Source organism: Nonomuraea sp. NPDC049624 (assembly GCF_040675255.1).
In the GTDB taxonomy this organism is placed as follows: domain Bacteria; phylum Actinomycetota; class Actinomycetes; order Streptosporangiales; family Streptosporangiaceae; genus Nonomuraea.
Window position 1 is genome coordinate 563,659 of the sequence record NZ_JBFAOR010000004.1, and the last position, 13,628, is coordinate 577,286.

General features: G+C 74.7%; 9 protein-coding genes. 5 read left to right on the forward strand and 4 right to left on the reverse strand.

Annotated elements, in window-relative coordinates:
* Positions 1–71 precede the first annotated feature (71 nt).
* On the reverse strand, positions 72–695 hold the full coding sequence (locus AB0J76_RS19020) for an HAD family hydrolase (protein WP_352321485.1): 624 nt from the start codon (positions 693–695) through the stop codon (positions 72–74).
* 129 nt (positions 696–824) lie between these two features.
* On the opposite strand from AB0J76_RS19020, the gene AB0J76_RS19025 reads away from it, so the two are divergent.
* Together AB0J76_RS19025 and AB0J76_RS19030 are read left to right on the forward strand one after the other, a co-directional pair.
* On the forward strand, positions 825–2,114 hold the full coding sequence (locus AB0J76_RS19025) for an MFS transporter (protein WP_352321476.1): 1,290 nt from the start codon (positions 825–827) through the stop codon (positions 2,112–2,114).
* Between the two features lie 74 nt (positions 2,115–2,188).
* On the forward strand, positions 2,189–3,505 hold the full coding sequence (locus tag AB0J76_RS19030; RefSeq protein WP_352321474.1) for an FAD-dependent oxidoreductase: 1,317 nt from the start codon (positions 2,189–2,191) through the stop codon (positions 3,503–3,505).
* 19 nt (positions 3,506–3,524) lie between these two features.
* Here the strand turns inward: AB0J76_RS19030 and AB0J76_RS19035 are convergent, their stop codons facing one another.
* Genes AB0J76_RS19035 through AB0J76_RS19045 form a run of 3 tightly spaced genes read right to left on the reverse strand, consistent with a single transcriptional unit; the run spans position 3,525 to position 9,165 of the window.
* Entirely contained in the window at positions 3,525–6,581 is a 3,057-nt protein-coding gene (locus AB0J76_RS19035; RefSeq protein ID WP_352321472.1) for a chromosome partitioning protein ParA, read from the reverse strand.
* A 44-nt stretch (positions 6,582–6,625) separates the two neighbouring features.
* On the reverse strand, positions 6,626–7,969 hold the full coding sequence (locus AB0J76_RS19040; RefSeq protein WP_364390004.1) for a hypothetical protein: 1,344 nt from the start codon (positions 7,967–7,969) through the stop codon (positions 6,626–6,628).
* Positions 7,966–9,165, reverse strand: a complete 1,200-nt coding sequence (locus AB0J76_RS19045) for a hypothetical protein (RefSeq protein WP_352328491.1) — start codon at positions 9,163–9,165, stop codon at positions 7,966–7,968. The genes AB0J76_RS19040 and AB0J76_RS19045 overlap by 4 nt, the downstream gene beginning before the upstream one ends.
* A 151-nt stretch (positions 9,166–9,316) precedes the next feature.
* On the opposite strand from AB0J76_RS19045, the gene AB0J76_RS19050 reads away from it, so the two are divergent.
* From AB0J76_RS19050 to AB0J76_RS19060, 3 genes are read left to right on the forward strand one after another with little or no spacing between them, the layout of a single operon-like run.
* Positions 9,317–11,446: a hypothetical protein gene (locus AB0J76_RS19050; RefSeq protein ID WP_352328493.1), complete on the forward strand. Its 2,130-nt coding sequence runs from the start codon at positions 9,317–9,319 to the stop codon at positions 11,444–11,446.
* A 13-nt stretch (positions 11,447–11,459) separates the two neighbouring features.
* On the forward strand, positions 11,460–12,458 hold the full coding sequence (locus AB0J76_RS19055; protein WP_352328495.1) for a MoxR family ATPase: 999 nt from the start codon (positions 11,460–11,462) through the stop codon (positions 12,456–12,458).
* Positions 12,459–13,559, forward strand: a complete 1,101-nt coding sequence (locus tag AB0J76_RS19060) for a DUF58 domain-containing protein (RefSeq protein WP_352328497.1) — start codon at positions 12,459–12,461, stop codon at positions 13,557–13,559.
* Positions 13,560–13,628 lie beyond the last annotated feature (69 nt).

Genomic DNA, 13,628 nt, shown 5'->3' on the forward strand with positions numbered 1-13,628 from the left:
AGGGTGGCGCGGCCAGGGTGGCGCGGCCAGGGTGGCGCGGGTGAGGTGAGCGGCCGCTTCCGCGGCGGGGGTCAGAGGGCGGCGATCAGGTCGGGGATGGTGGTGGGGTCGTGGAAGAGGGTGGCGCCGAGGCCGGACAGGCGGGCGGGAGGCGTCAGGCCGCCCGCGAACGCCAGGCAGCGCATCCCCGCGCTCATCGCCGCCTGCACCCCGAACGGGCTGTCCTCGACCACCACGCACCCCTCCGGCGCGGCCCCCATCGTCGCCGCGGCGTGCAGGAACAGGTCGGGGGCGGGCTTGCCGCGGGCGACGTCCTCGGCGCTGAAGACGCGGCCGTCGAAACGCCGGGCCAGACCGGTCAGCTCCAGGCTGTTGCGGACGTTGGCGTGCCGGCCGTTGGAGGCCACGCAGTAGGGGATGTCCAGGCGGTCGAGGGCGGCCTCGATGCCCTCGATGGCACGCAGCTCGGCCTCCATCGCGGCCAGGTACTCCTGGGTGATCTGGTCGTGCCAGCCCGGGGGCGTCTCGCCGACCTGCTCGTCCCAGTACTCGTTGCTGCAGCCGACGAAGCGCTCGGCGTACTCGGTCTCGTCGATCGTCCAGCCCAGGCGGCGCAGGGCGGCGGTGCCCACGCGTACCGAGATGCGCTCGCTGTCGACGAGCACCCCGTCACAGTCGAAGATGACCAGTTCCACGGCCAAGGTGCGTTCCTCCCGAAAGGTGACATTCGCCGTCGAATCTATCGGGCGGCTGTGTGACATTGCGCAGGTGGTAGCGTCGTTGTACCGCTTGACAAGGTGTCAGTCCGGACAGTGAGCCGCGAAGTGAAGACTTCCCCCCGGGCCTCCGCGCCCAGCACGACCAGGATCGCCATGGCCAGCCTCATGGGCACCGCGATCGAGTTCTACGACTTCTACATCTACGGGACCGCCGCCGCGCTGGTGCTCAACACCGCGTTCTTCCCCGGCATGGACCCCGTGGCCGGCCGGCTGGCCGCGTTCTCGACGTTCGCGGTGGCGTTCGTCTCGCGTCCGCTCGGGTCGGCGGTGTTCGGCCACTGGGGCGACCGCGTCGGGCGCAAGTCGATGCTGGTCGTCTCGCTGCTGGTGATGGGTCTGTCCACGGTGGCGATCGGCCTGCTGCCGGGGTACGCGGCCATCGGCGTGGCCGCGCCCGTGCTGCTGGTGCTGCTGCGCTTCACCCAGGGCATCGGCCTCGGCGGCGAGTGGGGCGGCGCGGCGCTGCTGGCCACCGAGCACGCCCCGCCCGGCAGGCGCGGTCTGTACGCGATGTTCCCCCAGCTCGGCCCCGCGGCCGGGTTCATCGTGGCCAACGGGCTGTTCCTGATCCTCGGCGAGACGCTGACCGACGAGCAGTTCGGCGGCTGGGGCTGGCGGCTGCCGTTCGTGGCCAGCCTGCTCCTCGTGGTCGTCGGCCTGTACGTGCGGCTGCGGATCTCCGAGACGCCGGTCTTCCGGGCCGCACTCGACCAGCGCCGCATCGCCAAGGTGCCGTTCGCCGGGCTGATGCGCCACCAGTGGCGGCGGGTGCTGCTCGCCGCCGGGGCGATGACCGTCGCCTACACGCTCTTCTACACCGCCACCACCTACTGCCTGTCCTACGGCACCGCCACCCTCGGCATCCCGAAGACCACCATGCTGACCCTGACCATGATCGGCGTGCTGTTCATGGCGGCGGGCACGGTCGTCTCGGCGGTGGTCAGCGACCGGCTGGGCCGCCGCCGCACCCTCCTCACCGGCACGGCCGTCGCCGTCGCGTGGGGGCTGGTGATGTTCCCGCTGATGGAGACCGGGTCGGTCGTCCTGGCCGGGGTGGCGCTGGCCGGCGCGCTCGGGCTGATGGGGCTGATCTTCGGGCCGATGGGGGCGTACCTGCCCGAGTTGTTCAGGACGGAGTTCCGCTACAGCGGCGCCTCGGTCGCCTACAGCCTCGGCGGCGTGCTGGGCGGGGCGGTGCCGCCGCTGGTCGCCACCAGCCTGCAGACGAGCGGCCTCGGCGTCATGGGCGTCGGCCTCTACGTCTCGGCGATGGCCCTGCTGAGCCTGCTCTGCCTGCTCGCCCTGCCGGAGACCGGTGACATCTCGCTCCGATAGGCCGGGTTTTCCTGTCACATCCGCCGGGGCTGTCCCGTCCTCCTGGTGAAGAACCTGATGAGGAGGAGCGGACGATGAGCAAGCACATTCTGATCGTCGGCGGTGGATATGTCGGGATGTACACGGCCCGCGGGCTGCGGCGGCTGATCCGGTCGGGCGAGGTGACGGTCACCGTGGTCGACCCGCGGGGGTACATGACGTACCAGCCGTTCCTGGCCGAGGCGGTCGGCGGGACGATCGAGCCCCGCCACGTCGTCGCCCCGCTCAACCGGGTGCTCAAGGGCGCGCGCGTGCTCACCGGCCACGTCACCCGCGTCGACCACGAGGCCCGCACCGCGCGCTTCCAGCCGGTCCAGGGGCCGGCCAGGACGCTCACGTACGACATCCTCGTGATGGCGGCCGGGTCGATCACCCGCGCGCTGCCCATCCCGGGGCTGGCCGAGCACGCGGTCGGGTTCAAGAGCCTCGGCGAGGCCGTGCACCTGCGCAACCACGTCCTGGCCCAGCTCGCCGCGGCCGCCTCGACCGACGACCCGCTGGTGCGGCGCAGGGCGCTGACGTTCGTGGTGGTCGGCGGCGGGTTCTCGGGCGTCGAGGCGCTGGCCGAGATGCAGGGGCTGGCCGACGAGGCCCTGCGCTACCACGACGGGATCGAGCCCGCCGACCTGAGCTGGACCCTGGTCGAGGCGACCGGCGGCATCCTGCCCGAACTCCACCCCGACCTCGGCCGCTGGACCGTGGACGCGCTGCGCGCCCGCGGCGTGGACGTGTGGCTGGAGACCCGGCTGAACTCGGCCGAGGGCGGCGTGGCCCGGCTGTCGGACGGCACGTCGCTGGAAGCGGGGACCCTGGTGTGGGCGGCCGGCGGCCGGCCCAGCCCGCTGGCCGCCGACAGCGGGCTGCCCGTGGACGAGGCCGGACGGCTGCGGGCCACCGAATACCTGACGGTGGCCGGCCTGGAGGACGCCTTCACGGCCGGCGACGGCGCGGCCGTGCCCGACCTGACCCGTCCGGGCCGGTTCACCGCGCCCAACGCGCAGCACGCGGTGCGCCAGGCCAAGCTGCTCGCCCGCAACCTGGCGGCCCATGTCAGGGGCGGCCGGCTGAAGGCGTACCGGCACGCGTACCTGGGGTCGGTGGCCGGGCTCGGCCACCACCAGGGCGTGGCGCAGGTGCACGCGATCCGGCTGACCGGGTTCCTGGGGTGGCTGGCGCACCGGGCGTACCACCTGGCGTGGGTGCCGACGTTCAACCACAAGGCGCGGGTGCTGGCGGACTGGGGGCTGTCGATGGTGTTCCGGCGAGAAGCCGTGCAGCTCACGGCCGTCGAGCACGCCGGGGAGGACTTCCGCCGGGCCCTGACGGCCGGCGACCTCGGCCGCGCCGCCTGAGCCGCCCGCCCCGCGCCCGCTACACCGGCTGCTCGACCGGCTGACCGACCGGCTGGCTGCGGTCGACGTACGCGGCCAGCGCGCGCACCCGCTCGGCGTGCTGGTCGTGGCCGACGATCACCGGCGGCTCGTTGTACGGCATGGCGTCCGACGAGCGCCGCAGCTTGACGTACTGGCCGCAGGCGTCGATCGCGTACGGCTCCATGTCGTCCTGGAGCGCCCCGATCACCGTGATGCCGTACGTCTCGCCGATCCGCCGGAACAGCGCGACCGCCTCCCTGCGGTGCTCCTTGCCCAGGTTGCGGCCGAGCTCGTCGAGCACCAGGCACAGATGGCCGCCGCCGGAGGAGGCGATGGCCGCCGCGCACACCAGCTTGACGGCCTTCTCGTCCATGAGCGCGGTGTTGGCCCGCCGGTTGTACGGCACGAACCCCTGCCCCTCGCCCCGCCGCCACTTCGGCGTCACCCGCCACTGCCAGCGCTGCTCGGGGTCGGCGGGCGCGGGCGGCACCGGGAACTCCAGCGTCGCGCCGTAGCCGCCGTAGGAGGTGTCGAGCTTCTCGAACTCCTCGGCCACCCGCGTCAGCCTGGCCTTGATCGCCGCCGTCAGCGCCGCCCGGTGGACGGCCGTGGACTGCGCCGCCTCCTCCGCGCCCCGGGCCGCCGCCGCCAGGTCGCGCTGCCGGGAGACGACCTGCGCCTCGATCTGCCGCCGCTGGTGCTTCTCGTACTCCTCCTGGCCGCGCAGGTAGGAGGCCAGCGCCCCGCACACCGCCGCGAACGTCGCCTGCTCGCGCGCCGTGCTGCCGCCCCGCTCCGACAGCAGGAACGCCAGCTCCTCCGGGATCTCGGCGTCCTCCTCGGGGAAGGTGTCGCGCAACGCCTGGTCGAAGTGGCGTTCGGCGACGCGCCACCACTCCTCGGCCGCGCGCGGGCGCTCCTCCTCCGGCAGCGCCGCGATCCACTCGCGGGCGGTCTCCACCGTGCCGCCCCAGTCGGCGGCCAGCGCGTCGAGCCGCAGCGCCTCGCGCTCGGCGGTGACCTTGGCCTCCTGCTCGCGGGCCTGCGCCCGCTCGCTCTCGTGCCGCTGCCGCCGCCCGTCGAGCCGCTCGATCTCCATGTCGCGGGTACGGGCCCGGAAGTCGAGCGCGCCCGCCTGCCGCTCGGCCTCGGCGACCTTCGGCGCCAGCTCCTCGATCGCCGCGTTGAGCCCGACGAGCCGGTCGCGGCGCTCGGCCAGCCTGGCCTCCAGCTCGGCCAGCCGCACCCCGGCCCGCGCGCCCTCCAGCCGCCGCTGCGCCTCGGCGACGGCCTCCTCGGCCGCGCGCACCACCTCCGCGGCGCTCTCCTGGGCGTCTTCGGCGCGGTTGAGCCGCTGACCGGCGGCCTTGATGCGGGCCTCGCGCCCGGTCGCCACCCCGTCGAAGGCCCCCACCACGCTCACCCCGGCCGCGCTGACCAGCACGGACCCGGGCAGCCCGGCCAGGGCCCGCGCCGCCTCGCCGAGCCGCGCGGCGTCGACGATGACGGCGTGCTCGTGCGGCCAGCCGCGCAGGCCGGCGCCGGGCAGGGCGGCGTCGCGGGCCTGCTCGGCCACGTCGAGGGCGTCGAGCAGGCCGGTCGCCCCGACACCGGCCGCCGACAGCGCGTCGAGCTGGGCCGCGGCCGGGCCGCCCTCCGCGTCGTCGAGCGCCGCCCGCGCCGAGGACACCTCCTGGTCGGCCACGCCGAGTGCCTTGAGTGCCTCGTTGAGCCGGAGCCCGGCCTGCCGCAGCTCGGCCTCGGCGGCGGGCACGTCACGACCGTCGGCGAACCTGCGCGTCTCCTCCAGCGCCGGGATCGCGGCGCGCAGCTCGTCGGCGGAGTTCTCGGCCACCGCGCGGTCGGCGTCGAGCTTGGTGGTACGGGCCTGCAGGGCGGCCAGCTCCTTGCGCGCCTGGGACACCTGGCGGTCGAGCGTGTCCTCGCGCAGCGTGGCGATCTCGGCCTTGACCAGCGCGATCTCCTCGGCCGCCGACTCACCCGCGGCGCGGTGGCGGCCGAGGTCGGCGGCCAGCAGCTCGTCTTTCGCGGCGGCGTCGGCGAGCTTGCGCGCCTGCCTGCCGCGCCAGCAGCGCAACGCCTCGGCCAGGCGCACCCGGGCCTGGTCGCGGCGGTCGAACGTGCCGAGCAGCGCCTTGGACTCCACCTCGAACTCGGCCAGCCGGTCGGCCGCCTGCGCCGCCCGCACCCGCTTGGCGTGCTCGTCGCGCCGGGCCTCGCGCTCCTGCTCCAGCTCGGCGTCGAGGCCGGTGAGCGCCGCGATGGCCTCGAAGACGCGCTCGGGGGAGATCTCGTTGAGCGGCTGGGAGAGCAGGTTGGTGGCGACCTTGCTGCGCACGGACGTGGACAGGAACGACACGCACCTGACCCGGTCGCCGTAGAGCACCTTGGTCAGGTCGCGGGCCACGACGTCGCGCTTGCCCGCCGACCTCGGCAGCGACGCCCAGATCTCGTCGGCCCGCGCCACCCGCTCGGCCTCGGACGGCGAGGCGGCCAGATGGACGCCCTCCCGCCAGCGGATCTCCAGGTGCGGAGCCTCCTGGTTGACCCTGAGCCACACGGTGATCGCGCCGCCCGAGGTGTCGGGCACCTCGAACAACTCCCCGCTGTCCTGCTCGCCCTCCTCGCCCTCCCTTCCGTCATCGGTCAGGGTGAGGTCGGGTGAGGCGACCGGCTCGGGCGGGGCCGGCGGCGGGGCGAAGGAGTCGAGGCCGGGCGGGCCGAAGACGCCCACGATGTAGCCGTGGTCGGCGCTCGCCCACTGGCGGGCGCCCGCGCCGCTGGCCAGCTCGGCGTTGAAGAGCAGCTCGGAGACCGCCTTGGCGCCCGAGGCGAAGCGCCACTGCTCGTCGCCGAGCAGCGCCGTGATCGAGGCGATGAACGACGACTTGCCCGCGCCGTTGGAGTCCTTGGGGCCCGCGCCCGCGACCACGATGAGCGTGCCGGGGACCGTGGGCACCGGATGGGTCGAGAGCCGTGAGATGTTGACCGCCTGCACGGCGATCAGCACCCGGTCTCCGACGACGTTCTCCATCTGCGACACCCGAACCCCCGTAACCCTTCCATCTGTCATGACGTTCACTGCGCCGACCTGCGGGCGCGTACGGCCGCCGCGAGCGGCGTGTGCGGGCCGGCGGCGAGGATCAGCTCCTCCTGCAGCCGCCGCCGGGCCGCCGGCGTGAGCCGGTGGAACTGCGGGCCCGGGACGTAGCCGCCCGCCTCCTCGCCGGCCTTCACCTGGGCCAGCAGGCCGGCGTGCCGCAGCGTGCGCAGCGCCGACTCCAGCTCGCCGATCGGGACCTGGGTGTGGCGGCGCAGCTCCTCGACCGGGGTGGGGTGCGGCGACAGCCAGGAGTCCTCCGGCAGCAGGCCCTCGGCCCTGGGGATCGCGACCGAGTGCACCAGCACCAGCGTCAGCACCGCCCGCTCGCTCACGCCGAGCCCCGCGGCCGCCGCCGGGCGAGCCGCCGCGCCCACGCCCGCCGTCTCCCCGTCGGGAGCGGCGGCCGAAGCCTCGGCCGCCGGCTCGGGGGCGGGGGACGGGGGCTGGGCCAGGGCGGCCGTGTGGGTGTCGTCGTAGCCCGACGTCCAGCGTTCGCGCAGCTGGACGAGGACGCGGCCGCGGCGGGCCAGCATCTCGCCCAGCGTGTGGCGCAGCGCCGGATCGCGCAGTGCGGCGAAGCGGCCCTCGGCGACCGGCTCGGCGGAGTGCTCGACCACCATGAACGCGGCCACCAGCTCGGCCCGCCGCCGCTCGTCGTAGGCGCCCAGCAGGTCGTCGAACTCCGCCACGCCGAGCTCGGCCCGCCCGCCCGCGCCGGGCACGGGCAGGACCGCCGCGGCCACGATGTCGGCGTCGCCCACCACCGTGAGCTCCGGCCGCTCGGGCTCGGGCAGGCGGCGGACCAGCTCCTGCAACTGGGCGTGCGACTCGGCCGGCCACAGCGCGCAGCGCGGCCCCAGCCGCACCACCCCGTCGTCGAGGACGATCCACGCCGAGTCGTGCAGCCGCCGCAGCGCCCCCCGAGCCCAGTTGCGCATCAGGTCGTCGGTACGCCCGATCAGCGCCCGGTAGGTGTCGAGCACCAGCTCGACCGGCGCCGGGTCGCCGGGCCACGGATCGACCGACAGATCGTTCCAGCAGCACTTGAGCGTGGCCGCCAGCACCCGCCGCGTCTCGCCGGCCCGCTCCACCGGGACGGCGGCGACCTGGTACTCCTCCAGCAGCGACGGCGTCACCCCGTCGGGCCAGACCGGCAGCGCGTGCCCGGTGGAGTCGGGCCGGGTCAGGCGGGTCATCCCGGCGGGCGCGGGCACCCCCGCCCCCAGCGGCAGCGGCCCGCCGGAGCGCGCCCGCGCGTGGGCGAGCGCCTGACCGGCGGACCGGCCGCGCTCGGAGGCCGGAGAACCGGTGGACGTCATGAGGTGCGCTCCAGATAGCCGTGGGACAGCCAGGCGGGCTCGCCGTCGGGATCGACGGTCAGGCCGTCGGACCAGGTGAGCCGGTAGGGGAGCTCGGGGCGCAGGTCGGCGGTGGTCAGGTCGGCGAGCAGCCGGCGGGCCGCGGGCCAGTCGGAGCCGATCACGTCGGCCAGCGCGACGCGCGAGGCGGCGCCGAGCAGCGACTCGGCCACCTGCGTGAGCCGCTCGACGGCGGCCCCCGGCGAGGAGTCGAGCGAGCCCTCCGGCCCGGGGTCGGGCAGCGCCGAACGCGGGGGAGTGGGCTGGACGGGAGCCGGCCGCGGCGCCTCGTCGACCGCCCGCGCGACGGCGGCCGGATCGTGCCACGGCGCGGGCGCGTCGAAGACGAACCCGTCGAGCACCGAGGCCAGCCGCTCCTTGGAGGCGGTCTGGGCGAACGTGCGCCACGTCTCGGTGGGCAGCAGCGTCAGGTTGCGGGTCGTGCCCGCCGAGTCGGCCAGCCGGCCGGCGGCGCGGCGGGAGGCGTCGCTGTAGGAGTAGATGGACGCGCGCAGATCGGTGCAGACCCGGTCGAGCTCGGGCCAGCGGGTCAGGATCGTGCCGTGCAGGCCCTGGGCGCGCCGGGCGATCTCCTCGGTGCCCCACAGCTTGGGGGCCTGCTCGCGCAGCTCCTCGATGGTGCCCGTGGTCAGCGTGATCAGCTCCAGGGCCCAGAGCCGGAACGCGCGGGCCAGGTTGACCGCGCTCTGCCGGGCCTCCTCCATCGTGGTGCGGGGATCGGCGACGTTGAGGTCCTCCAGGGCGAGCAGGCGGTGCATCTCGGACTGGCCGCCGTCGTCCATCATGCGGCGGATGAACATCAGGCCGACGACGCTGGTGAACGAGGCGCGGTAGCGGAGCTGGTTGGGCTTGGGGAACACCTCGCGGATCGCGCCGAGCCCCTTGAGCACCCGCAGCCGGTTGTCGAACTGGTCGCCGGGGTAGGCCCGGCAGGCGAAGCGCATCTGCTCGTGCGTCAGCCACTCCTCGCCCGCCTCGGCGAACGCCGCGAACAGCGTCTCGGCGATGTCGACCAGGGCGGGGTCGTCGACCACCGCGCCGCTGTCGCGGGCCAGCGCGGCGAACATGCGGCGGTAGGTCGACAACACCGCCTCCTCGGAGAGGGCGGCGTCGAGGGTCAGGGGCTGTTCGGACACGCGCACTAAGGTACGGCTTCACACCGACAGACACGGAACCCGGCGCGGGCTACCAGCCGGTACGGACGCGGATGGGACTCCTGGCCGCTAGGGTGATCCCGGTTAAAGCGGGGCAAACTCTTTGTGATCGCACATACGGGGTGAGTGACGGTTGTCCATCCGTGTGCTCGGCGGGGACCGGGCGACGGCCCTGATGGCCGGTGGGGCGGCCGTGATCCTGGTGGCCGCGGCGGCGTGGTTCGGCGTGGGCGTCTCCAGCGCCAATCCGGAGCTGGCCGACGTCGGCGCGTGGTTGTGGACCAGGGCCAAGGGCAAGATCGTGCACGTGAACGGCCTGTCGGGCGAGGTGGACGGCTACCTCGACGACAAGGCCGGCAAGCAGCTGCGCGTCGTCCAGGACGGCACGAACGTGCTGCTCGTCGACGACCGCACCGGCTTCGTCAGCCGGGTCGAGCCCAGCCAGCTCACCGTCACCCAGACCCGCGACCTCGGCGCGGCCGGGACGCAGCTCGCCGTCTCAGGCGGCACGGCCTACGCCGTCGATCCGGCGGCGGGCCGCGTCCAGCGCATCGACCCGGTCACGCTGAACGCCGTGGGCGCGCCGGTCACCCTGCCCGGCCCGCTCGGCGCGGCCAGGATCGACGGCGGCGGCAGGCTGTGGGTGCCGGTGACCGCCAGGGGCGAGGTCGTGCCGGTGTCCGGCGGTGTCGCCGCGACCCCCGTCAAGGTGGGCGAACCGGGCGAGGAACTGGCCGTGACCATCGCCGGCGGCCTGCCCGTCGTGGTCAACACGCGGGCCGCCACCGCCGTCACCGTGGGCGCGGACGGCGGCGTCGGCGAGATCGCCCTGCCCAAGGAGGTCGCGCGGGCGGCCAAGGGCGGCGTGCTCACCCCGGCCACGACCGAGGGCCCGCTCGTCCCGGTGCTGACGCCGGGCGGCTCGGGGCTGCTCGTCGTGCTCGACACCTCCTCCAACGCCGTGCTCAGCACCAGGTTCGCGATCGACGACCCCGCCGGGCTCGGAGTGCCCCAGGTGCTCGGGTCGAAGGTGTACGTACCGGACAAGAGCCGGGGCGCGCTGATCGTCTGGGACAGCGCCGCCGGCGGCCGGCCCACCACGCTGCAGGTCGCCGACGGGCCGGGCCCGGTGGACGTGTTCGTCAAGGACGGCCTGCTCTGGGCCAACGACGAGAACGGCGACAAGGCCCTGGTCATCGACCCCGAGGGCCGCAAGCACGACGTGGACAAGGACGACTCCGACGTGCCGGGGCCGACCAGCACCCCCAAGCCCAAGCAGACCCCGCGCCCCGACCCCACGATCACCGACCCGCCGCCGGACGATCCGCCGCAGACCAGCGAACCCGACCCGACCGGGACGAAGGAGGCCGAGCGCCCCCGCCGCCCGGCCAGGACGGCCACGCCGACCCCCACGACCAGCCCGACCCCGACCCCGACGCCCACCGCCGCCCCCGGCGCGCCCGGCGCGGTGACCGCGCGGTCGGGCCCCGGCCGGGTGACCGTCACCTTCAGCCCGTCCACCGGCGGCAAGGTCGAGCGCTACACGCTCAAGGCGTCCGGCGAGGGGCGGCCGGAACCGCAGTCGGTGGACGCCGACGGGCCCTTCCAGTTCGAGTTCACCGGCGGCGACTGCGCCCGGGAGTACACCTTCGTCGTCGTCGCCCACTGGCCGGGCGGCGAGGTGGAGTCGCAGCGCAGCGCGGGGGCCAGGCCCTGCGTGGCGCCCGGCGCGCCGTCGAACTTCGCCGCCAAGCCCAGGAACCGGGGCGCCGAGCTGACCTGGAGCGCCCCCGAGAACGGCGACCCGGGCGTGACCTACCAGCTCAGCGGCGCGGCCGCGAACGACGCGATCAAGGGGACGTCGTTCACCGTGGACGGCCTGAAGAACAACGCGAAGTACGCCTTCAAGCTCAAGGCCACGAACGCGGCGGGGGAGAGCCCGGACGTCGCCACCGCCGAGGCGGACCTGACCTACCCGAGGCAGCAGTACAAGAACGCCAACAACAACGTGGTGGACACGCTGGTGCGCCCCGCCGCGACGAAGACCGGCGAGGCGGGCCGCATCCCCAAGGGGCAGTACCTCTCGCTCACCGTCATCTGCCAGGTCAAGGGCCAGAGCGTCACGGAGGACGAGAGCAAGGAGACCAGCGACGTCTGGAACAGGATCGAGTGGAACGGCGGCGTGGCCTACCTGAGCGAGACGCTCATGACCACGCCCCGCGGCTCGTTCCCGGCGCCGCCGCTCTTCGAGTGCACCGACTGAGGAGGGGGACCGCTTGACCCAGTACAACTACCCGGACCAGATGGTCCAGGCCCAGCCGCCTGCCGCCCTGGCCGGCCAGTTCGCGCAGCGGTTCCAGCTCCTGGCCGGCAACATCGAACGCGTCGTCCGCGGCAAGCACGAGGCCGTCGAACTGGCCCTGATCTGCCTGTTCGCCGAGGGCCACCTGCTCATCGAGGACGTCCCGGGCACCGGCAAGACCACCCTCGCCCGCTCGGTCGCGGCCAGCGTGGACGCCGAGTGGCGGCGCATCCAGTTCACCCCCGACCTGCTGCCGAGCGACATCACCGGCGTGTCGATCTTCAACCAGGCGCACCAGAGGTTCGAGTTCCACCAGGGCCCGGTGTTCGCCAACATCGTGCTCGCCGACGAGATCAACCGGGCCTCGCCCAAGACCCAATCGGCCCTGCTGGAGGTCATGGAGGAGCGCCGGGTCACGGTGGACGCCGAGCCGCACCCGGTGCCGCGGCCGTTCCTGGTGGTGGCCACGCAGAACCCGGTGGACATGGACGGCACGTACCCGCTGCCCGAGGCCCAGCTCGACCGGTTCCTGATGAAGATCTCCGTCGGCTACCCCGACCACGTCTCGGAGGTCGAGGTGCTCAAGGGCGGGCCGACCGGGCCGCAGGTCGAGCGGCTGCCGGTGGTGGCGCGGGCGACGGACGTGGCCGGGATGATCGACTTCGCCTCCCGGATCCACGTGGCCGACCCGGTCTACGACTACATCGTCGGGCTGTGCGCGGCCACCCGTACCAGCCCGCACCTGCGGCTGGGCGCGAGCCCCCGGGGGAGCCTCGCGCTGCTGCGCGCCGCCCGCGTCAGGGCGGCTGCCGCCGGGCGGCACTACGTGGTGCCTGAGGACGTCAAGGCGCTGGCCGTCCCGGTGCTGGCGCACCGGCTGATCGTCACGCCGGAGGCCGAGCTGCGCGAGATCGGCGCGGCGTCCGCGCTCGGCGAGATCATCGCCGGGACGCCGGTGCCGCAGGCGGCGTAGATGCGGCTCACGGCCCTGTTCACCCCGCTCGGGTGGGTCACGCTCGCGGGCTCGGCGGCGCTCTACGCGGCGGGGTTCGCGCTCGGCTACCCCGAGCCGGTCGTGCTGGCCACCGGCGGCGTGCTCGCCCTGGCCGCCGCCCTCGCCTGGACGGCCCCCGCGCCCGACCTGGAGGTGCGGCGCGAGGTGACGCCGCTCAAGGTGCCGAGGGGCGAGGCGGCGGTCGCGGTGCTGAACGTGGTCAACCGGGGCCGGCGCAGCCTGTCGGGGCTGCGCGTCCAGGACCGCGTCGGGGCGTCGGAGCACCTGATCGGCCTGCCCCGGCTGCCCGGCAACGCCGCGCGCACCGTCTCCTACCCGCTGCCCACCGGCGTGCGCGGCGAGATCCCGGTCGGGCCGCTGCTGCTGGTCCGGGCCGACCCGTTCGGCCTCACGCGCCGGGTGCGGCGGTACGGCGACGCCGTCACCCTCCTGGTCCGCCCGCGCACCGTCACGCTGTCCGTGCCGCCGTCCGGCCGGGCCCACCACCTGGAGGGCCCCACCAGCGACAACGCCCCCAGCGGCACCGTCACCTTCCACACCCTGCGCGAGTACGTCGTGGGCGACGACCTGCGGCACGTCCACTGGCGCTCCAGCGCCAGGACCGGCACGCTGATGGTGCGCCAGCTCATCGACGCGAGCCTGCCCACCACGACCGTCGTCCTGGACACGCGGGAGCTGACGGAACTGGCGGTCGACGCGGCGGCGTCCGTGGCGGTGGCGGCCGCCCGCGCGGGGTTCCCGGTGCGGGTGCTGACCGGCGAGCGGGCGGCGGCCGGCGCCAGGGCCGAGGCCGACCCCGACGCGATCCTCGACCGGCTCGCCCTGGCGCGGCCGGGCCCGGCGGGCGTGGGGGAGATCATGCGGGTGGCGCGCGGCGGCGGGTCGCTGGTGCTGGTCACCGGCGACGCGGCCGAGGCGGGACGGGCGGCGGGGGTCCGGCGGCGCTTCGACCGGGTGATCTGCGTGCACACCGGGCCGGGGCCGGTGAGCGTGCCCGGCGTCACGGTCGTCCCCCTCACCGACCTGGCCGCCCTCCCCTTCGCCTGGACCCCGCGATGACCCCCCCAGAACCCCCCGCGCCCGCGCCTGTCGTTCCCGCGCCCGCCCTTGCCCCTTCCGCGTCCGCCC

What these genes read in the sequence shown, in the direction of transcription:
- AB0J76_RS19060 (WP_352328497.1), top strand. Translation starts at nt 12,459, where the DNA reads ATGCGGCTCACGGCCCTGTTCACCCCGCTCGGGTGGGTCACGCTCGCG.
- AB0J76_RS19040 (WP_364390004.1), bottom strand. Translation starts at nt 7,969, where the DNA reads ATGACGTCCACCGGTTCTCCGGCCTCCGAGCGCGGCCGGTCCGCCGGT.
- AB0J76_RS19035 (WP_352321472.1), bottom strand. Translation starts at nt 6,581, where the DNA reads ATGGAGAACGTCGTCGGAGACCGGGTGCTGATCGCCGTGCAGGCGGTC.
- AB0J76_RS19030 (WP_352321474.1), top strand. Translation starts at nt 2,189, where the DNA reads ATGAGCAAGCACATTCTGATCGTCGGCGGTGGATATGTCGGGATGTAC.